The organism is Sutcliffiella cohnii, assembly GCF_002250055.1.
Taxonomy (GTDB): Bacteria; Bacillota; Bacilli; order Bacillales; family Bacillaceae_I; genus Sutcliffiella; species Sutcliffiella cohnii.
Map to the genome: position 1 here is coordinate 3,898,179 of NZ_CP018866.1, position 20,901 is coordinate 3,919,079.

The 20,901-nt window shown below is 38.2% G+C and carries 19 protein-coding genes and 1 riboswitch; all 19 genes read right to left on the reverse strand.

Annotated features, from left to right (window positions below; all coding sequences use genetic code 11):
• Positions 1 to 5: 5 nt before the first annotated feature.
• The gene (fliD, locus tag BC6307_RS19745; RefSeq protein WP_066419112.1) at positions 6 to 1,790 is read right to left on the reverse strand and encodes a flagellar filament capping protein FliD; all 1,785 of its coding nucleotides are present in this window, start codon (positions 1,788 to 1,790) and stop codon (positions 6 to 8) included.
• A gap of 15 nt (positions 1,791 to 1,805) precedes the next feature.
• On the reverse strand, positions 1,806 to 2,120 hold the full coding sequence (flaG, locus tag BC6307_RS19750) for a flagellar protein FlaG (RefSeq protein WP_066419109.1): 315 nt from the start codon (positions 2,118 to 2,120) through the stop codon (positions 1,806 to 1,808).
• Between the two features lie 111 nt (positions 2,121 to 2,231).
• A complete protein-coding gene (locus BC6307_RS19755; protein WP_066419107.1) occupies positions 2,232 to 7,373 on the reverse strand; it encodes an OmpL47-type beta-barrel domain-containing protein in 5,142 nt (1,713 codons plus the stop codon).
• 82 nt (positions 7,374 to 7,455) lie between these two features.
• Positions 7,456 to 7,550: riboswitch (cyclic di-GMP riboswitch) on the reverse strand.
• Positions 7,551 to 7,799: 249 nt separating this feature from the next.
• Entirely contained in the window at positions 7,800 to 8,612 is an 813-nt protein-coding gene (locus tag BC6307_RS19760; protein WP_066419105.1) for a flagellin N-terminal helical domain-containing protein, read from the reverse strand.
• A gap of 126 nt (positions 8,613 to 8,738) precedes the next feature.
• Positions 8,739 to 8,948, reverse strand: a complete 210-nt coding sequence (csrA, locus tag BC6307_RS19765; RefSeq protein WP_066419101.1) for a carbon storage regulator CsrA — start codon at positions 8,946 to 8,948, stop codon at positions 8,739 to 8,741.
• Entirely contained in the window at positions 8,948 to 9,388 is a 441-nt protein-coding gene (gene fliW / locus BC6307_RS19770) for a flagellar assembly protein FliW (RefSeq protein ID WP_066419100.1), read from the reverse strand. The genes csrA and fliW overlap by 1 nt, the downstream gene beginning before the upstream one ends.
• Before the next feature lie 13 nt (positions 9,389 to 9,401).
• Positions 9,402 to 9,956 (reverse strand): DUF6470 family protein, encoded by a 555-nt coding sequence (locus tag BC6307_RS19775; RefSeq protein ID WP_066419097.1) that lies wholly within the window; start codon positions 9,954 to 9,956, stop codon positions 9,402 to 9,404.
• A 49-nt stretch (positions 9,957 to 10,005) separates the two neighbouring features.
• Positions 10,006 to 10,884, reverse strand: a complete 879-nt coding sequence (gene flgL / locus BC6307_RS19780; RefSeq protein ID WP_066419094.1) for a flagellar hook-associated protein FlgL — start codon at positions 10,882 to 10,884, stop codon at positions 10,006 to 10,008.
• 10 nt (positions 10,885 to 10,894) lie between these two features.
• Entirely contained in the window at positions 10,895 to 12,427 is a 1,533-nt protein-coding gene (gene flgK / locus BC6307_RS19785; protein ID WP_066419091.1) for a flagellar hook-associated protein FlgK, read from the reverse strand.
• Between the two features lie 12 nt (positions 12,428 to 12,439).
• Positions 12,440 to 12,913: a flagellar protein FlgN gene (locus tag BC6307_RS19790; protein WP_066419089.1), complete on the reverse strand. Its 474-nt coding sequence runs from the start codon at positions 12,911 to 12,913 to the stop codon at positions 12,440 to 12,442.
• A 15-nt stretch (positions 12,914 to 12,928) separates the two neighbouring features.
• On the reverse strand, positions 12,929 to 13,192 hold the full coding sequence (gene flgM / locus BC6307_RS19795; protein WP_066419086.1) for a flagellar biosynthesis anti-sigma factor FlgM: 264 nt from the start codon (positions 13,190 to 13,192) through the stop codon (positions 12,929 to 12,931).
• Positions 13,193 to 13,253: 61 nt separating this feature from the next.
• Complete coding sequence (locus tag BC6307_RS19800) at positions 13,254 to 13,679, reverse strand: TIGR03826 family flagellar region protein (RefSeq protein WP_066419083.1); 426 nt, start codon at positions 13,677 to 13,679, stop codon at positions 13,254 to 13,256.
• 58 nt (positions 13,680 to 13,737) lie between these two features.
• Positions 13,738 to 14,421 (reverse strand): ComF family protein, encoded by a 684-nt coding sequence (locus BC6307_RS19805; protein WP_094366189.1) that lies wholly within the window; start codon positions 14,419 to 14,421, stop codon positions 13,738 to 13,740.
• A complete protein-coding gene (locus tag BC6307_RS19810; RefSeq protein WP_084380594.1) occupies positions 14,414 to 15,898 on the reverse strand; it encodes an ATP-dependent helicase ComFA in 1,485 nt (494 codons plus the stop codon). Before BC6307_RS19810 ends, BC6307_RS19805 begins: the two co-directional genes overlap by 8 nt.
• 94 nt (positions 15,899 to 15,992) lie before the next feature.
• On the reverse strand, positions 15,993 to 16,835 hold the full coding sequence (locus BC6307_RS19815) for a DegV family protein (RefSeq protein WP_066419081.1): 843 nt from the start codon (positions 16,833 to 16,835) through the stop codon (positions 15,993 to 15,995).
• A gap of 114 nt (positions 16,836 to 16,949) precedes the next feature.
• On the reverse strand, positions 16,950 to 17,924 hold the full coding sequence (locus BC6307_RS19820; protein WP_066419079.1) for a nuclease-related domain-containing protein: 975 nt from the start codon (positions 17,922 to 17,924) through the stop codon (positions 16,950 to 16,952).
• 168 nt (positions 17,925 to 18,092) lie between these two features.
• The gene (locus tag BC6307_RS25140) at positions 18,093 to 18,830 is read right to left on the reverse strand and encodes a hypothetical protein (RefSeq protein ID WP_169714894.1); all 738 of its coding nucleotides are present in this window, start codon (positions 18,828 to 18,830) and stop codon (positions 18,093 to 18,095) included.
• A gap of 95 nt (positions 18,831 to 18,925) precedes the next feature.
• The gene (locus BC6307_RS19835; RefSeq protein WP_066420458.1) at positions 18,926 to 19,624 is read right to left on the reverse strand and encodes a response regulator; all 699 of its coding nucleotides are present in this window, start codon (positions 19,622 to 19,624) and stop codon (positions 18,926 to 18,928) included.
• Positions 19,625 to 19,643: 19 nt separating this feature from the next.
• Complete coding sequence (locus BC6307_RS19840; RefSeq protein WP_066420457.1) at positions 19,644 to 20,786, reverse strand: sensor histidine kinase; 1,143 nt, start codon at positions 20,784 to 20,786, stop codon at positions 19,644 to 19,646.
• Positions 20,787 to 20,901 lie beyond the last annotated feature (115 nt).

A 20,901-nucleotide genomic window follows, 5' to 3' on the forward strand; every position in this document is an offset into this window, starting at 1 on the left:
CTCTCTTAACTCATAAATTGAGAATATAAGTAGTTCGCTTGACTGTTCATTTGTGATAATGCTTTTTCCATAGCAGTGAACTGGCTCCAGTACCTATTTTCAATTCCTACTAATCTTCGTTCAAAATCTGTAATTCTTTTTTCAACGTCGATTAACTCACGCCCTAATGAAAACTGTTGATTTGTTCGGTATTGATTTCCAGCTTTCGTTTCAATACTTTTAATCGTATTGTCGGCGATAGTACGAAGTCGTTGAGCAAGCCCCTTCTCCGCTTGTGTTGGACCATTTTGTCCAAAAAGCTTCCTTACTTCATCCGGGTTGGAAGCAAGTGCTTCTCTTAGTTTTCCTTCATCAACAATAAGTTTCCCACCTTCACGGAAATCACGGGAAGTTGTTATACCTATTTTCGCTAGTTGGTTGAACGCTGGGTCTACACCTTCTACTATGTTGAACATTTCTCGTCTAAACTGATCTAACGCGCTACGTAATGTCGAATCACTCTGGAGTAATCCACTACGAGCTTTCTCTTCCCAAAGTTCCACTTCACGGTCACTCAATTCACGCTTTTGTTCATCCGTTAGCGGTGGGTAATTTCTATTCTTTTGCTCGTTTACCTTCCCACTTATTTCTCCAATAAGCTCATTATACGTGTTTACAAAGTTCATAACCTCATCAAACGCTTTATCCGTATTAGCATTTACTGTTAAGTTGATGGACTCATTACCAACTGTGTTGCTTTTTAGTGTGATGGTCATGCCGTTCATCGTAAATGTATTACTTTTACGAGACGTTTCTAAACCATTAATGGTGAACCTTGCGTCCGAACCACCTGTTTCTCTAGAAGGATCCATTTGTAAAACACTCGTTAAAAACGCTCCTTCAAAAGTCATTTCTGGTCCTTCAATATTAAAATTCCCTGTTTCTTTTCTAGTAAAAACAATTTGGTCCGATTGACTATCGTAAAGTGCAGTGACACCAGCTGCTGATGTATTTATCCCAGAAATAACTTGGTTTAACGTTGCGGTACCGTCAAATTCGAGCGGAGTTGCTTTTGCCGTGCCGTTCGCATCATACGTTGTAATCGAAAAATTAAAGGAATAATGATCATAAGAAAACGACTGAAGTTCATCTCCCTCTTCAAATGTTTCACTAAAGGTTACTTGTCCGGTGTTTGTGTCAACGAAAAATGCTTGACCACCATTCTCTAATTCTTCAAGCGAATTTACTCTTGTAAAATCACGTGAAGATACAGTTAATGTATTAGGGAATGTCTCGCTATTGATAGCTCCTTTGGAGAGACGAACCGAGTTTTTGTTCGAGAGAGATACTGCTGACTGTTCAAAAGAATTCTCTACCCAAACGTCAGAACCTTCTACGTTTGCTAAACCGGCTACTTTATCACGTTGACTCCATAAACTTTGTGTAGGATCTAATTTATTTTGTTCATCCGAAGAGATCGTCCCGGCGCTAATATTTGTAGCTGCACTTGCTAACGTGATGTTTTCCAGTTTATACGAACCAAACGCAGCCGATGAAGAGGCCGTTGCCGTTGCGATATTAGTATTAGATGTTGAAACTGTTTTTGCTCCTAATGAAGTAGAGAGCGTTAAATTCCTAGATAAATCACGGAAATTGGCTAACATCGTATTCATTTCGCGATACGCATCACGTTGCCATTCTATTGTCGTTCTTCTTTGATAAAACTTGTCCAAAGGTATACGTTCGGCTTTCATTAAGTCTTTTACCATTTGGTCAATGTCCATACCACTTGCAAATCCACTTATTCTCATGTTGTCGTGTTCCTCCTATATTTTTTGGTCTACAAATAATCCCATAAACTTGGCCATTTCTGCATACATGTCTAACAATTTCTTAGGTGGAATTTCCTTCACAACCTCTTTCGTTTCTTGGTCCACTATCGAAACATAGTACTCATTTAATTCATCATGAAAAGAAAATTGCACCGATGTATTTAAAGGTTTTAAAAATTGGTTAATACTATCGACAACATTTTCTACGTTTTTATGTTCTTTTGCAATTTCTACCTCTGAAGTTTCTGTCTTTACGTTGTAAGTGTTAGTAGAAAGAAAATTTGTTAATTTAGAAGAGTTAATCTCCATTCCCCATCCCCGCTTTCTAACAATACAGCTTTTCTTTTTATATCGGTTATTTTGGTGAATTCTTTAGACAAAAAAAAGAGAGCCAAAAAACTTGGCCCTCTTAAGTAATAATTAAAACTTCATATTTTTCCCGTTATTATTGCCACTATTACTTTGAACTTTAACTGTTGTATAGCCTACTACAAGCTGCCCATCAACATAACCTCTAAATTCCAGGACTTGCTCATATTGATTCCAAACAAATTCGTCTCGATTGAATTTGAATTGTCCATTTTCGGCTTGCTTTTGGCTTCCATTGCTCTTATTAATAGCGTTTACTCCATTTATTGTTACCGTATTAAGATTAATACCTTTTGTATTAAATTTCCCCGCTAAGTTAACTTTTACTGTAAACACACCTGTATTTGGTGCAATTACTTTAGGTAATACTTCAAAGTCTACTAGTGGAATGTAAACGACAAATTCTGATTCAAGTGTTGTAACATTACCTGCATTGTCTACCACTTCGAATTTTAACGTATATTTTCCTGGTTGGTCAAGTGCAACAACATCGCCATTGTTGTATTGCTTACCATTAAATAACAATGTTTCTGATTGAATACCGGAAAGTGCATCAAAGGCATCATAAGTTAATGTTAATTCTGTACCTAATGCATACTCATCTTCGTAATCCCAGCTAACAGCAGGAGCTGTTTTATCAATTTTTACGTATTCCGTTTGTTCAGCTTCCACATTGCCTGCTTGATCGACGCTATAGTAGCTTACTTCGTATAGACCTTCTTCTTCAAACGTAATGTTTGTGTTTTCTTCATAGTTAGATCCATTTACAGATACGTATGTTTTCATTACACCACTTAAATTATCCGTTGCAGCTAGTTGTAGTGTAAACGCCTCTGCTAACCAAGCATCTACTATATTTGAACTAGTTTCTGGAACTGTGAAATCAAGCTTCACTTGCTCTGTTTTCACTTCTTCTACATTGACAGCGTTGTCTACACTGTAATAGCTTACTTCATGGATGCCTTCTTCTTCGATTGTGAAGGATGTTCCTTCTACAAAGTCAGAACCGTTTAATGAATAGTACGTAGTTGCTACTCCGCTTTTTTCATCAGTAGCAGTCAATTGTACGCTATACACTTCTTTTAGCCAGCCTTCTTCAATGTTCGAAGTTGTTTCTGGCAGTGTGAAATCAAGCTTCACTTGCTCTGTTTTCACTTCTTCTACATTACCAGCCTTGTCAACACTGTAGTAGCTTACTTCATGGACACCTTCTTTGGAGATAGTAAAGCTTGTTCCTTCTGTAAATGCTGATCCGTTAATAGAGTAATAGGTGTTACCAACACCACTCTTACCGTCTTCAGCTGTAAACTCAACCTTGTAAGCTTCATTTAACCATTTTTCATTACTTATGTTTGATGTCGTTACTGGAGATGATTGGTCTATCTTCACTTTCACCGTCTGAACTTCTTCTTTATTCCCTACTTTATCAACAGAGTAGAAGGATATAGTATGAATCCCTTCGCCCTCTACTACAAAACTCTTTCCTTCCACAAAGGCACTATCATTAATTGAATAATACGTGTTTGCTACTCCTGTATCTTCATCTGTAGCAAATAAAGTTAAAGTAACTGATTCATTTGTCCAATTTTCCGGTGCATTGATGGTAGTAACCGGTGGTTCAGTATCAACGATTAATTTTGCTAAAACGATATTGGAACGTGCTGATTCACCAAATGAGTTACTATAAGACGTTACAACATATTCATGGTTTCGATAAGATAAATCCCTAACTGTGTAAGATAGGTTGTTTACCCTTTCTGCTATTAAAACAGCTTCTCCATCTATTAATTCATAAATATTGTAGCCATTTGCATATGTAACAAAATCCCACGAAATTCGAGCACTCGTCTCACTTAATAAAACTAAGTTTGCTACCGGTGGCTCCATAATTGGATAAATAATCGTTTCTGTTATTCTATTTGACGGTTTTGATTCCCCAAACCTTGTATTAAAAGAAGTAACCTCAAAGGAATGAGTCTCCTCTGTCAAATTGTGAACGGTATAATTTCTCGCTGTACCTTTATAAAGCAACTCTCTGCTTTCATTATTCACTTTATACACACGGTACTCATTTGCCCATGTGGAAGCTGGCCATGATAACGTAACATTATTTGCATTTACAACTGTGCTCGAGATTTGTGGTGACTGTACAGTTGGCCATACTAACGTAAAATCGAGTGTGCTACCTTCTGGAGATTCATCAAAGCGATTACTAAAGGAATGAACAACATACTCGTAATTTCCTTCAGGCATATTCGTAAAAGTAACGGAAGTACCAGATACCGTTCTTTCTAATACTAATTCCTCATCGATGACTCGGTATACTTTATAGTTGTTAGCAAATGTTGAAGCACTCCACTTTAGTGCAATATCATTACCGTTTGAAATACTATTCGTTAAATTACCTGGTGGCTGCATAATTGGATGAAAAAGAGTAAAGGAAATAGTTTCTCCTTCAAACGACTCACCAAAGCGGTTACTGTTCGAGTGAACCACATAATCATATTCCCCTTCAGGCATATTCGAAAACGACGTTACAGTACCTGAAACAGTTCTTTCTAATACTAACTCCTCATTAACGACTCGGTACACTTTATAATTGTTCGCAAACGAAGAGGCATTCCACCTTAAGACAATATCATTTCCATTATTGATACTATAGGTTAAATTTTCTGGTGCTTGCATTGTCGGGTGAATAAGTGTTAAAGATACTTCACTTCCCTCAGCCGACTCACCAAAGCGAGTACTATTCGAATGAACGATATATTTATGTTCACCTTCAGGCATATTGCTGAACGTAGTCGCAGTACCTGACACCGTTCTTTCTAATGCTAGTTCGCCATCAATAAATTGGTATACTACATAATTTGTTGCATATTCCTCTGCATTCCATCTCAACACAACGTCGTTTCCGTTGTTAATAGAGTAAGTGACGTTTTCTGGTTTTTGCATTTGCGGAAAGACAACTTCTTGCGTAACTTCAATACCTTCTGCGGATTCTCCGAAACGATTGCTAAAAGAATGCACAACATACGTACGCTCCCCTTCCGCTTCGTTTGAAAGAATAGTAGATAAAGAGGTCACTGTCCTTTTTAATTCCTTCTCTTCGCCTACCACTTCGTAAATACGATAGTTATTCGCAAAAGGCACTGATTCCCAGTTTAATACTACATCATTACCGTTTTGCACTCTTGATATTGCAGTATTTGGGGCTTCCATAGTCGGATGAACTAAAGAAATTTTAACTTCTGCTCCTTCTGGTGATTCTCCTAGTAATGTGGAGGCAGAATGAACAACGTAATGATAATCTCCTTCTGGTAAATTAATAAAGGATAAAGCTGTACCAGTGATGGAATTTTTAAAAACTCTTTCCCCATCAATGATTTCGTAAATGTTATACCTATTTGCATATTGGACACTTGACCAAGTTAAACGAATATCGTTTCCATTATTAATGGTATGCGATAGATTAGTAGGAGTGGCCATTGTTTCCCCATTCATTGTTACCTTTAGCACTGAACCTTCTGGAGATTCTCCAAAGCGGCTAGAAAAGGCATGAACGACATACGTATAGTCACCCGGTGCGATATTTGAATAGGTAACACTTCTTCCTGACACTGTACTTCTTAATACTTTGTTTCCATCTACTACTTGATAGACTCTATAATTATTCGCGTAAGGAGCTACATCCCAATTTAACGTAAAGCTAGTTGGATTATTTATAGATTGAATTAAATTTTCCGGTGGTTTAACAACCGGGTGTTCTAAAGTGAAAGATAATTGACTTCCTTCTTCGGACTCTCCAAACCTAGTAGAAAAGGAATGTACTACATATTCGTAATTTCCTTCTGGCATATTTGTAAAGGTTACACTAGTGTTGGTTCTTGTGCTTACTAACACCTTTTCTCCATCTACAATTTGGTATATCTTATAGTTATTTGTATTAGATGTAGTATCCCAGCTTAAAGCGATATCATTACCATTATTTATTTTATAACTAAAGCTATTCGGCGCTTCCATATCTACTTTTTCTACTGAGAAAGTAACAACACTACCGTCCACCGATTCACCAAAGCGGTCACTAAAGGAATGTACCTCATATACATAATTACCTGCTGGCATAACAGGATAAGTAACGCTTGTACTAGTTACGGTACTAACTAAACTTTTCCCTTCATCGTTAACTTGATATATTTTGTAGCTTGTTGCGTAAGGGACAGTCCCCCATGATAAAACAATATCGTTATCGTTCTGGATTTTGTAGGTGAAATTAGCTGGTGCTGTCATCGTGATTTCACTTACATTAACATTTAGTAAACTTCCTTCTTCGGACTCTCCAAAGCGATCATTGTTAGAACGAACTTCGTATACATATTCACCCGGAGGTTGGTTTGAAAATGTCACTTTATTATCTGAAATAGTCCTTTTTAAAACCCTTTCGCCATCTAATATTTCATAAACATGATAATTTTTCGCGAAAGAAACAGCATCCCATTTAAGTGACACATCGCTTCCGTTAACTAAAGAATACGTAAAATTTTGTGGAGCTGCCATTGTCGGATAAGCAACTTCCACTTCGACTATATGGGATAACGATGATTCACCGTATAAAGAATGCGAAGCAGAAACAGCATATGTATACAGTCCTTCAGGGGCATTATTAACTTTGTATGTAGTTCCAGCTTCAGTTTCTATTAATGAAGCATCACCTTCTGAGGATATTTCAAAAACATGATACGTTTCTGCATATGGAGAAGCTTCCCAGTTAAGTACAATATCGTTACCATTTTCTATCTTATATGTTACCGTCGATGGTGATTCCATAGTAGGATACGTAATATCAACATTAATCGGGGCACTCGGTCCAGATTCCCAGTCGCCATTTAGTGTAGAAACAACATACCTGTAGGAACCTTCCTCTAAATCATTCAAAGTGAAATTAGCAGCTGTTGTTTCCCCAAGTAAAATTAACTGCCCTTCTGTAATTTCATAAACATGATAGCCTGTTGCTCCGTGAACAGAATTCCATACTAACTTAACATCATCTGGCGTTATATATTCCGCTGTTATATTACTTGGAGGTAACATATTGTTATCGGAATTGGCAAACGCATTAGCTACTGGAAGTAACGTCTGAGCAATAATAAGTAATAATGCTAATAACGTAAACTTCCTAAAAAACGATTTTTTCATCCTTTTGTCCTACCTTTCATTATTTTTGACCAAATAAAAAAGAACCTTCTACAAGGTTCATAGGTTAGGAACTATGATTCCTTGTGGCAACCGGCTACCATCCACGTTTTATCTATCACGCAGAACAGGTCCTTGGCTTTGCGTCTCATAGTTTCCTATGATTTGCCTTTTTCACTTGGTATTTATTACTATAATAATAGGATAATAGATTCAATAAATTAAATGAATGAGTAATTTATCCTATGTTTTATTTAAAAAAATTGGTTTAAAAGAGTAAATAGATTTAATTTTTATGGTAATATATTGAAACTTATCAAAACACCACTAATCTTAGGTATTAATTTTCAAACTCATGTGATGAAAGTGTTTCAGAAAAGCTCATATGAAAAGAGACCTTATTAATAAAGGTCTCTCTTTTTGTTAAAATTAACGAAGTAATTGTAATACAGCTTGTGGCTGTTGGTTAGCTTGAGCAAGCATAGCTTGAGAAGCTTGGTTTAGGATGTTAGAGCGAGTGAACTCCATCATTTCCTTAGCCATGTCAGTGTCACGAATACGAGATTCTGCAGCTTGTAAGTTTTCAGAAGCATTTTCAAGATTTTTAGTAGTATGTTCTAAACGATTTTGCCATGCACCAAGTTGAGAACGCTCAGAAGATAATTCTTTAATTGCATCATCGATAGTCGTTATAGCTCCATCCGCTCCAGTTTGAGTTGCGATATCAACAGCATTTACTGCAAGAACAGTAGTAGCTCCCATATCTCTAATTGTAACATTTAACGCTTGCCCTGCATCTGCACCAATATGAATTTGAGCATCAAAGTTACCGTCAAATAATACTTGTGAGTTGAATGTTGTGTCAGTAGCGATACGGTCAATTTCCTCAATTAATTGTGCCACTTCTTTTTGAAGTTCAGCACGGTCATCGTCAGTATTAGTATCATTGGCTGATTGAACCGACAATTCACGCATACGCTGAAGAATTGCGTGAGTTTCATTTAAGGCACCTTCTGCTGTTTGGATTAAAGAAATACCATCTTGAGCATTTCGACTAGCTTGGTCTAATCCTCTAACTTGCGCACGCATTTTTTCAGAGATAGCAAGACCAGCCGCATCATCACCAGCACGGTTAATCCGTAGACCGGAAGATAACTTCTCCATTGCTTTACCATTAGCGTTTACGTTCATTCCCATTTGACGATGAGCGTTCATTGCGTTTAAGTTGTTATTGATAATCATTTTGATTTCCTCCTTGAATTGTCCATCCACATCCATGTGGGGTATTTTTCAAAAGTTTTTTGTCGGCCGACTTTGAACTTTTGTTTTACATTCTTTATATCGACACGTTTTTATAAAACTTTACACTTATTTTAATTTTTTTATATCTATTTTCCTAGAAATTGCATTTTTGTTTTCGTTTTGGATTGCTTCTAGTACTTCTTTTCGATAAATTTCGATTTCTTTCGGTGCTTTTACACCTATTTTTACTTGTTCACCATCTATACTTTGAATGGTAATTTCGATGTTTTCATCGATAACAATTGTCTCATTTAGCTTTCGAGTCAGAATAAGCATTATTTTTCCTCCTTTTCACTAATAGGGAGGATGTGTTTCGTATTGTATTTCGTACCGTTTACAACAATTTGTTTCGCCAGTTGATTTTCCTTATTAATTACGATAGGGCCTTGTAAGTTAGCTGTCGACTTTTCGAATGGATCTGCAATGGTTAGAACAACATAAATTTCAACAGATTGGCTAGCTGAAATTGCTAGAGCTTGCTGAGTAGATTCTTCTAACTCAAACTCATAGTCATTATAGAAAAGAAATGGATTTGTAACGATAAAAGCTAAGTCTGTTGTATTTACACTTTGCAACGAGAAATAAACATTTTCCTCTGTTAGTGAGAGTAGTACGAACTTTTTTTCATTCTCAAACCCAGGTAAACCGTTTTTAAAGGTAATAATGTCGGACTCCTGAATCGTAATATCTCCGTGATAACATGTATTAATTTTCATATGTACTCCATCCTTATATTTTAAAATCTATATCAATTGAATTATATTGCTTAATCTCAAAATCTAAACTTCCTGGTTGATACGTTAAATTCACTTTATTAGCGTGACTATTAATGATCGCTTTATTCACTTTCACATCAACATTTAACTCGCTTGGTTGATAATCTATTTTGACACTAAAAGGCGATGGAATAAAGCCAATGTTGAATTCATGCATTTTCCTCGTTCCATTCCTTTTACTAATTTCGGTTAATGCATTATATTTATTCTCGATCTTCATTAACTCGTCGCCATCGCTTGCTCTACGGGCCATTCCTTCTTGAACATGCTGATGTCCTTTTTTTGCTTCTTCCTCAATGGAACGAAATATATGTTTTAATCCCATGTCCTCCCATGCTTGTGTTTGGTCAATTGTCAATTTACTCGGTATCGTTTGCATTGATACTTCCGCATGAGGCTGTTGAATATCAATCGTTGCTTGGGGTTGTTCAATTTCAAGCGTATGCCATGTACTCGATGATTCCATAATAAATGGCTTTGTTTCTATCGTTATTTGAGGTATTTTCATAGTCTCCCTCCTAAAAAGAAAGCTACCTACAAAAAGTAGATAGCTAAAATTATCTTAAAAAGTCTAATAAAGAAGGCTGAATAATTCTTGCACCTACACCTAATGCAGCACGGTGTACACTTTCAGCAGTGATTAAATCGGTAATAACTTCTTCTAGGTGAGCATCTTCGTTATCGGATAACACTCTAGTCGCAACATATTCTTGATATGCAAGGCGATCATCAATCATTTCTAAGCGATTATAACGAGCACCGAGCTCTGAACGTTCGGCGTTCATGCTGTCGATTTGGTTATCTAATCTACCTAGAAAAGCGTCTAAGTCTACAGAGTCATCACCTGTTAAGCCTTGTTCAATTTGATTCATGATTGTAAATAATTCCTCGTTAAATACGTTGTTCGCATCAATATTCGCTTGAAGCTTTATTCCCTTTGATACTTCAATCATGAATGGCTCGTTTAAGTCCTTAACTGTAGCCGGGGCGCTTCCATCTGTAACTCGCGGTTCATTTATCGCTGTTCCATTGAAAATATATCGCCCAGTAAATTGCGTATTTGCCACTTGCACAAGTGCTTCTTTTAATTGCCCAACTTCGGAAGCAATAGCATTTTTATCTTCATCTTGAAGCGTTCCATTTAACCCCTGTACTAATAGCTCCCTTACACGACTCAATACATTCGAACCTTGTTCAATCGCAGCCTCGGACTCTTCCATCCACGCATAAGCTTCGGAAAGGTTTCGCTTATATTGTTGAACTTCTGTTAAGTTTGTTCTGTAGTACATTCCCTTCATCGCAACAACTGGGTCATCTGAAGGACGAGTAATCTTTTTACCAGTAGAAAGCTGTTCCTGTAATTTGCCCATTTTATTGAAACCTTGGCTAATATGGCGCAAGGAGTTACCTGCTAACATTGATTGTGTTACACGCATAGCTGTTCACCTACCTTCCTACTAATCCCATACCGTTAATAATTCTATCTAATATTTCATCTGTTGCTGTAATCATTCTTGCAGATGCGTTATAGGCATGCTGGAATTGAATCATATTGGTCATTTCTTCATCTAATGAAACGGAGCTTACCGATTGGCGACGTTGGTCAACAGAAAGTCGTAACGTATCACTATTATACGAAAGTCGATTTGCTTCTTGAGCGTCTACTGCCATTGAGCCTATTAAACTTTCGTAAAAGTTTTGAATAGTCGTAGTGTCTCCACCAATATTTAACGCGCTATTTTTCACTTCAGCAAGTGCAATTGCCCCTTGTCCGTCACCTAAATTTCCGTTTGACGAAGCAGCGATATTATTTAAAGAATCATAGATTACATCATCCAGTTTAATCGCCTTTGCAGCACCATCGCTACTATCTAACGGGGCAAAGAAGTTATATTCTGTATGTTCTCCCGCCTCGATGCTAGATACGCTCCAGCCTTCATTATGAACACGGTTAAATTCGGTAATGAAATCAAAAGCCATCGTGTCTAACGCTTTTAACATTTCTGGATAAAGGCCTTTTTCTTCTGTCCCTTTCATGTACCCGTGTGACTCAAAAAGAGCTTTTAGTTTTCCTGCTGATTTAAACTGGTCTGTCTCTAATGACACAATACCGCCGATGGAAATTTCACTTACTAACCCTGTCGTATTGTCATATTTAACATCAAGATGATTTACTCTATTTGTTTGCCCATCCACTAGTTTTCCAGCCATAGGTATTGGAACACCGTTATCGTCTACTAATTCAATACTATATTTACCTTCTGCTATTTCTAACGCATTACCACCAGATTTAACTGGAGTTACTTTAATATTAACTAATGAAGAAAGCTCGTCCACTAAACGGTCTCTTTCATCATATAAATCATTCGGTAATAGTCCGTGTGGTTCTACACTCGCTATTTGTTCATTTAAGTTATTAATTCTTGTTGATAAAGAATTTATTTGTTTTGCCGTAACATTAATCTCGTTCTTTAAGTCTTGTTGTATAGATTTCATAGAATCTGATAAATAATTAAACGTTTCCGCTACCGCAATTCCTCGTTGGCGAACTACAGAACGAGCACCTGTATTCGTTGGATTTACAGCTAAATCCTGGAATGACTGCCAAAAGCGGTCTAACGTTTTCGATAGACCAGTATCAGATGGCTCGTTCATTATTTCCTCCATCTTTTGTAAGGAATCCGCTTTCGTTGACCAGTAGCCGAACTTATTGTTTTCTCCGCGAAATTGAATATCTAGAAAACTTTCGCGTACACGTTGAATACTTCCTGCCTCTACACCCGTTCCTAACTGACCAGGTATTTGCGGACGATTCATCGAAGCAGGAGGATAAGGTTCTGTTTGGACGAAGTTTACTCGTTGGCGTGAGTAACCAGGTGTATTAGCATTGGCAATATTATGCCCCGTAACTTGTAATGCTGTTTGTTGAGTGGTAAGTCCACGTCTTGCAACTTCAAGACTATGAAACGTTGAACGCATCTGTTTTTCCTCCTATGCTTTTGAATCGAACATCGAACGAGTTGGTGTAGCTGGCTTCTTCCCTGTTGCAGCCTTTTCGTACGTTACGGACGTTGGCTCTGGGTTTATAGAGTTTAACGTGACTTGGACAAATTGTAATGATTGTTGTAAAAGTCCTTCGTTTAGTTCGTTCCGTTCTTGTAATTGTTTAATAACGTGAGTTAATTTATCTTTCAATTGTAGAAGCTTGTCCGCTTCTGAATCTGTCGCTTTTTCGATAAGCTCCGAAATGGTAGCACCCGTACCTAAATTTGCTGTAAGTGTTAGACGCTCTTGCTCTAGTTGACCGATTGCTTTTACAAATTTGTTTTCTTCTTTTGTTAGCTGCTGCAATTCCTTTGCGTCACCAGACTTGACGATGTCTGTCTTTTTCACAGCTAGCTGTAATAAACCTTCATGAAGGGCTAGCAATTTTTCCATTATTACGATCACTGGTTGTAAAGTCATTGCCGGATCCCTACCTTATTTTTTGTAATAAAAATCAATCATTTTATTTGCTACAACGTTAGGGTCTACTTTATACGTACCGTTTTCAACCGCGATTTTCAGCTTATTTACTTTTTCTTCACGCGCTGTTTGGATTTGGTTCATTTCTTGTAATCCCTTTGCTTCTGTAGAAATTTCTACCTTATCTTCTTTAAAAGAACTAACAGATTTTGGCTGTTGATTCATTTGATTACGTTTATATGGATTAATCCCGGAAGGTCCAATATGATTAATTTTCATCGTATCCCTCTTCTCGTACAAATATCTATTATTAGTATCGGTAAAAAATATAAAAAGTTTATTATTTATCCCAAATTCCTTTTGCACCTTTTACAGCATGGTACGTTTTAATTTTTTCTTCAGCACGGTTTCTCTCTTCTTCACGGTCCAAAGCCGAGATTTGACTATTAATATCTTTTTTACAGTCATCACAAAGTTTACCTGTTTTAATGTACGCCCCACAACGGTCACACGGATAACCTAAGTTTGGAAATTGGCTAACCTGAATTCGGCCTTTTTTTATAAATTTTATAATAAGCTTCTCCTCAACACCAGTACCATCTACTACTTGTTGCATCGTTGCTGTCCGATTTACTCGTTGACGAATGAATTTATATACTGTTGTGTACGCTTCTTCTTCTTGCCTATAACATGTCTCACAAACATCACGCACAGAATTTTTAATATGAAGCTGACCACAGTTTGCACAATTCGTAAGCTGTTCCATCGGTAACATCCTCTCCCGCTTTTCTTCTATCTTTTATATCGTACAATTTCACAAAATGTTAACTACGAACGAGGGTGAAGGATGATATTTCCGTTGCACCTGCCTCTTTTAACCGTTTTGCAGCCATTCGAATCGTCGTACCGGTTGTGTATATGTCGTCAATGAGGACGATTCTTTTTTCAGGTGGAGGTTGTTTTACTTCAAAACTATTTTCCGTTCGCAAGCGCTCGTGTCGGGATTTTTTCGACTGCTTTACTGTTTCGTTTTTCGTTAAAATATCAGCGAATTGACCTGGTAGCATTTCTGTTAAAGCAAGCGTTTGGTTGAAACCTCGTTCGTAAAGTCGGTCTTTTCCTAACGGGATTGGTACGAGTAGTAGGTCTTTTTCGGGAAAGTGGTGTTGGAATGCCGCTGTCCACTTTTTTTGGAAAACTTTTACTAACGCCACATCACCACGAAATTTATATTGCGCGAGCACTTCTTTCATAAAATCGTTGTAAGCATATACGGATATGTTCCGGTGAAGTGTTCCTTTATACTGTTCGTCCATTTCCCATTTTTTACAGTCGTCACATACAGTAGCGTCACTTTGTGGGCGGGAGCATTTCGGGCAAGTGTCGCCAGTTATGAGCTCGAACTTCTTTTCACAGTCGGCACAAGTGACATCTGTTTCGTTGGAAAAAAGAGTTGTCCAAGTAAACTGTGCGGAATTGTCACCTTCACAAATAAAACATTTACTCAATATAACCAGCCTCTTTCGCACGATTGTTCATTTTTAAAATATGTTGGCGGGCCCGCACCATTTCGGTTGTTTTGCCGTAGTGGAAAAAACGAATATCTCCGTTTGGAGCGTGGGCACTCCGACCAGCACGACCAGCAATTTGAACGAGTGCACTTTCGGTAAAAATCGGATCTTCTGCACCAAACACTCCGACTTGCACGTCTGGGACGGTGACTCCTCTTTCAAGTATTGTCGTTGTCAGGAGCAGACGAGTTGAACCGTTGCGAAACTGGGATACTTTTTCTTTGCGGTCGGGGTCTTCTGCGTGAACGGAATCTATTTTTTCATGGAACTGAGATTGTAGGAGTGTCATAATTCCCTCCATCTTTTTTATATCCGGGAGAAATAAAAATAGCTGTTTTCCTTGTTGTAGATGTTTTTTTATCCAACCCGTCACTTGGAGAGGTAGCCTCCCCTTTTCTAATTTCTTTTTCCAATTTCCACACCAATGGAACGTTGGTACTGGTAGGGCATGGCGATGGTAGCGGGCCGGTATGGTGACAGCATGAAGTTTTTTGAGCTGTACGTTGCGCTGCATGTCGGTGGATGGCGTGGCGGAAAGGTAAATCGTTGCACTTTGTTCTTTTTGCGCCTGTTGTACAGCGTATTGAAGTGATGCATCGATGGAATACGGAAAGGCATCCACTTCATCAATGATGATTGTATCGAATGCTTTATGGAAGCGGAGAAGCTGATGGGTCGTCGTAATTGTCAGTTGGGCATTTTTCATCCGCTCCTCACTTCCACCGTAAAGAGTAGCCATTTCAGTTGTAGGGAATGCTTGTTTAATCCGTGGAGAAAGTTCGAGTACGACGTCTGTTCTTGGGGTGCAAAGGCAAATTCGGTGGCCAAGCTGTATCGCTTTCTCGATTCCTTCAAAGAGTACTTCCGTTTTTCCAGCACCACAAACAGCCCAAACTAGCAGTTCTTTCTTTTGCTCTATCGCTTGAACTACTTCGTCGGATGCAGCTTGTTGCCCTGGCGATAAAGTACCTTCCCAATGTAACGGATTTGTTTGTGTGTGGAAAATAATCGGAGGGCCTGTCCATTTGACAAGCGGTGTACATTCACTCACCCTTCCCATCATGATGCACTTTCGGCAGTACGTGCAAAGCTCTTCGCAACGAGCACATTGAAAGCTCGCAAAAAGCTGCGGATCACTGTTTCCACAACGGGTACAAGTTTGGTTAGAGATTCCCGGCTCATACGTTATATAGCCATTTTCATAGTGAGATTGGATTTCGTCGATTAGGAACGGGATTTCGTCTAGCAATAAACGTCTTCCTGCTAAATGTTGTTGCAGTTGTTTTGAAAAAGTAAATTTAAGGTTTCGTGTCGGAGTTTTTATCGAAGGAAAAGCATTCATTTTTTTGGTCGGTAGTGGTTCAGGTAATAAGGTTTCTGGTATAACATATTCGTTTTGACTTGCAAATCTCATGGTATCCTCCTTTCATTTTTATATTACGATGCTCGCGTCAAAATTCCTCCTTAAAAGTGAGAAAAAACACTGCATTTCTACAGTGTTTTCTATATTATTTTAAATACCAGCCAACACCGAGGGCACCTTCTCCTAAGTGCGTTCCGATTACAGGTCCAAAATAGCTTACGTAAAATTCAACGTGAGGGTATTTTTCTGATAGCTCTGCTTTTAATTCTTCTGCTTCACTTTCTTGATTACCGTGAATAATAACTGCTCGCATCGGAGCACCTAGTTTTGCATCATCATCGAATAAATCTAAAATGCGTTTTACCGCTTTTTTGCGTGTGCGAATTTTTTCAAACGGCACGATCTTTTTATCAACAAAATGAAGGAGTGGCTTCACCTGTAAAAGACTTCCGACAAACGCTTGAGCACTACTTAAACGACCACCACGTTGTAGATTGGATAGGTCATCAACCATAAAGTATGCACGCATCGTTCTTTTCATATCTTGAAGACGGGCCATAATCGCGTCCGCACCCTTACCTTCTTTCGCCATTTCTGCCGCTTCAATTGCATAAAAGCCTTGTACCATACAGCTAATTTCCGTATCAAACACGTGAACAACAGCACTATCTACCATGTCCGCAGCCGCTACCGCTCCTTGATACGTCCCACTAATTCCACTGGAGAGATGAATACTAACAATAGCATCATAATCTTTCGCTAGTGATTCAAAAAGCTCTACAAACTTCCCAATCGCCGGTTGAGATGTTGAAGGCAAATCAGGGCGATTTTTTATTTCTTCATAAAATTGCCCTGCTGTTATTTCCACTTCTTCTTGATAAGATTCTTCTCCAAAGATGACATTCAATGGAATCATATGTATATTATGCTGCTCACGAAGTTCCTTCGGTAAATACGCAGTACTATCTGTAACAATCGCAGTTTTCATATTAGATTAAAACCTTCCTTAGCATAGAATAGTTTTCTTACTTTTATCTTACTATAAAATAAGAGAGAGTGGTATAACCTTGGGGTATATTTATGTTAAAAGTAGGTTGTTGCTCTAGCCATCGTAATAAGTTAAGTGGTAGGTTGTTCCCTTTGTATTCCCAGTCTTTTTATAGTTCGAGAGGAGCCTTAACGCAGACCTCGGAGCAGTTATTTTTAGGAAGTTTCTTAATTCACAATTATTTATTCCACTATTAACCAAAAGCAAATAATCATTTAATGAAAATTTGAAAGCATCTTTACTAATAAACTCGCAAGATTCACACTTCCAATGCCCTTTTCTACTTTTTATCAAATTAAAATTAAAACAACGTGGACAATGTATCCCACTTATTAACTCCTCTTTTTTCACATCAAATTTTTCTAACACATTTGGATTATAAGGTCTATCTCTTTTTACTAGTATCCTACCTAGCTTTTTTAGGTCCTGATAATTGATATACTCTTTTTTATATGATTGATTCATTTCTGTTAGTTTACTTGGTAATGCCTCAGCTCTAATTAAATTTCTAGGGATTTTCATATAATCTGACTTCATTTTTAACGAAACGGAGGAGTTTGTTAAGACGGCAAGTGTAAGAAGAGGCGTTGGTTGGATATTCAATAAACGTAGGAATTCAATTAATTGTATTTTTTGTCTTTCAACTTGTAGTACTGGATCAGAGAACAATTCCATTTCTGTCCCCTTCTTTCTAACTAACTCATTTGTCTCTATATCATAAACAAGTTCCCCTGAGGTATTTTTAGATTCAATAATTAAGAAAAATCTTGGATTAAGTACTAATGTATCCATTTGAAAGTGAAAGTTATTGTTGTTTTGTAGACGGAGATTAGGAAGGATAATTGTTTGCTCTTTTGGGAGAAGTGATAAATAATAATCTACAGTTTTTTCGCCTCTGAACCCTGATTGATGTTTTAAATACTCTTTTAATATCATTTGTTTATTTGGATGCGTATCTGGGACTCGCCTCAATGCAGCTTCTAACTTCAGAAGATAAATCGGTTTTGTTCTCTCTTTAATAAAAATCACTCCTAACTAATTATATCATTTAAATACTTCTTCATTTTTGCAAAAATCCCTTCTATTACTTATATTTTTTAAAAAATTCTTGATTTAAGTTTAGCTGAAACTGAGGTTTCATTACTAATCGGACTCGTTTTTAGTACCAGCTGGGGACACTATTTTGTAAGTCCGCTGCTAATTACGCCAATTGCGATACTTTTTCGGCCAAACGGAACTTGATTTCACGCCAACTGGGGCTCCTTTTCGGCCATCTGAAATTGCTTTCGCGCCAACTGCAGGCACTTTTCGGCCAACCCAACTTGCTTTCACGCCAACTGCAGTCGCTTTTCGGCCAACCCAACTCACTTTCACGCCAACTGCAGTCGCTTTTCGGCCAACCCAACTTGCTTTCGCGCCAACTGCAGTCAATTTTCGGCCATCACAACTAGCTTTCACGCCAACTGCAGTCGCTTTTCGGCCAACCCAACTTGATTTCACGCCAACTGCAGTCAATTTTCGGCCATCCCAACTCACTTTCAGGCCAACTGCAGTCGCTTTTCGGCCAACCCAACTTGATTTCACGCCAACTGCAGTCAATTTTCGGCCATCCCAACTCACTTTCAGGCCAACTGCAGGCACTTTTCGGCCAACCCAACTCGCTTTCACGCCAACTGCAGGCACTTTTCGGCCAACCCAACTCGCTTTCACGCCAACTGCAGGCACTTTTCGGCCAACCCAACTCGCTTTCACGCCAACTGCAGGCACTTTTCGGCCAACCCAACTCGCTTTCACGCCAACTGCAGGCACTTTTCGGCCAACCCAACTCACTTTCACGCCAACCGCAGTCAACTTTCGGCCAACCCAACTCACTTTCACGCCAACCGCAGTCAACTTTCGGCCAACCCAACTCACTTTTACGCCAAGCGAACTCACTTTTACGCCAACCGAGAGATCTTATGCTCCAACTACCTACCTCGCTCCCAAAAGACAAAAAGAAAAAGCCCCAGCAGCTTTGTTCTCCTGTGGGCTTATCGTACTTCGACCCAGCCGTTTTTGATGGCAACTACTACGGCTTGTGTGCGGTCGTTTACGTTCATTTTTTGTAAAATGTTACTTACGTGGTTTTTCACCGTTTTTTCACTTATGTATAAAGCTTCTCCGATGGATTTGTTACTTTTTCCGTCTGCTAGAAGTTGAAGGACTTCACATTCGCGACGTGTTAATAAATGTAGCGGGCGGCGAATTTCTAATTGTTGTAATACACCATTTACGTGACCAACCGTTACGTGGTCGTTGTTTGCTAGACGGCGGTACTCTTTTACTAGGTTGTGCGTTACTTTCGGGTGTAGGTATGAGCCACCTTCAGCAACTACTTTCACAGCATCTACTAGTGCATCTGCGTCCATGTCTTTTAGTAAATAGCCACATGCTCCTGATTTTAATGCATGTGTTACATAGTTTTCGTCGTCATGGATTGAAAGCATGATTACCTTCGTATCTGGGTTCTCTTCCACTAATTGTTTTGTCGCTTCTACTCCATTTATATCTGGCATGTTTATATCCATAATGACCACATCAGGTGAATATTGATTAATTAAACTTACTGCTTCGTTTCCGTCGTCACCTTCTGCAACTACTTGAAAATTTGGTTCGAAGTCTAAAATACGTTTAACACCTTCACGAAATAGTTGATGATCGTCTATAATTACAATTTTTGTTTTTTCCATCTTTCTCATCTCCCTAATATCAATCTGTCGGTATTTGTATTAATACGATTGTCCCTTTTTTAGGTTGAGACTGAATCGTTAACTCCCCACCTATTAAATCTACCCGTTCCTTCATTCCTAATAAACCAAATGATTCTGCTTTTTTTACAGTCGTATCAAAGCCGACTCCATCATCTTTCACTAGGATGTACACTTTCTTTTTCGTAATTTCCAATTTCACTTGAATAAGTCGAGCCCGTGAATGTTTAATTGCATTTTGTACGGACTCTTGAACTAGTCGGAATATAGCTACTTCTAAGTCATTAGATAGTCTAGTGTCTGTTCCAATCTCTACAAACTGGATACTCGGTTTTTCTTTATTGTACTCTTCGATTGTCGAAATATATTTTTTTAAGGTAGGGATTAATCCGAGATCGTCTAACGCCATCGGGCGCAAATCATATATAATTCTGCGCACTTCGTATAATGCATTTCGTACCATTACTTTTAAATCTTTGATTTCTACTAATGCAGCATCCTTGCCTTTTTCCCGATAAGTTCGTTCAATAAGATCGGAGCGCATCATGACATTTGCAAGCATTTGGGCTGGGCCATCATGAATTTCACGAGAAAGCTTCCTTCTCTCCTCTTCTTGAGCCTCCATAATTTTAAAGCCAAATTCTCTTTTTTCCGCAGCATCAGCAATCAGTTCGCCTACTTGTTGAAGATCGTTAGTCATGTAATTTAGGACAACGGAAATTTGACTTACTAGTTGTTCGGCCTTTGATATCGTTTCTTCAATTCCAATGAGGCGCCTTTCGATTTCATCTCGTCTTACCCTTAATACAGCTTCTTTCTGTGCTAATGAATGAAGCTTTAATTGAAGGGCATGAGCTTGATCATAGGCTTGTCTTATTTGTTCTTCACTATATTTTGTAAATTGCTTACTCACTTCTGATAGTCGGTTTCTTGCAGACCGAACGAGATTTTCTAAAGAATCTTGCTGTTGGATTAATTGCTCCACTTCTACTTTAATTACTTTTAACTCTTCAGATAGGCTTTCAAATTCTTTCCGAGAAGACTCACCGATTTCAAAAACTTCTGATTTACTCTTCTGAACCGTTTGAATCATTTTATCAAGTATTTCATCTAGTTGTTTTGAGTTTATAACTTTACGTGACATCGAACATCCTCCAAAAGTCCCTGTATTCTTAAAAGAATATTGTTCTCATTAGGCGGAGTGAGTAGTTCTTTTTACCTACACACATTATAACACGAACAATATATCATTACCTTTG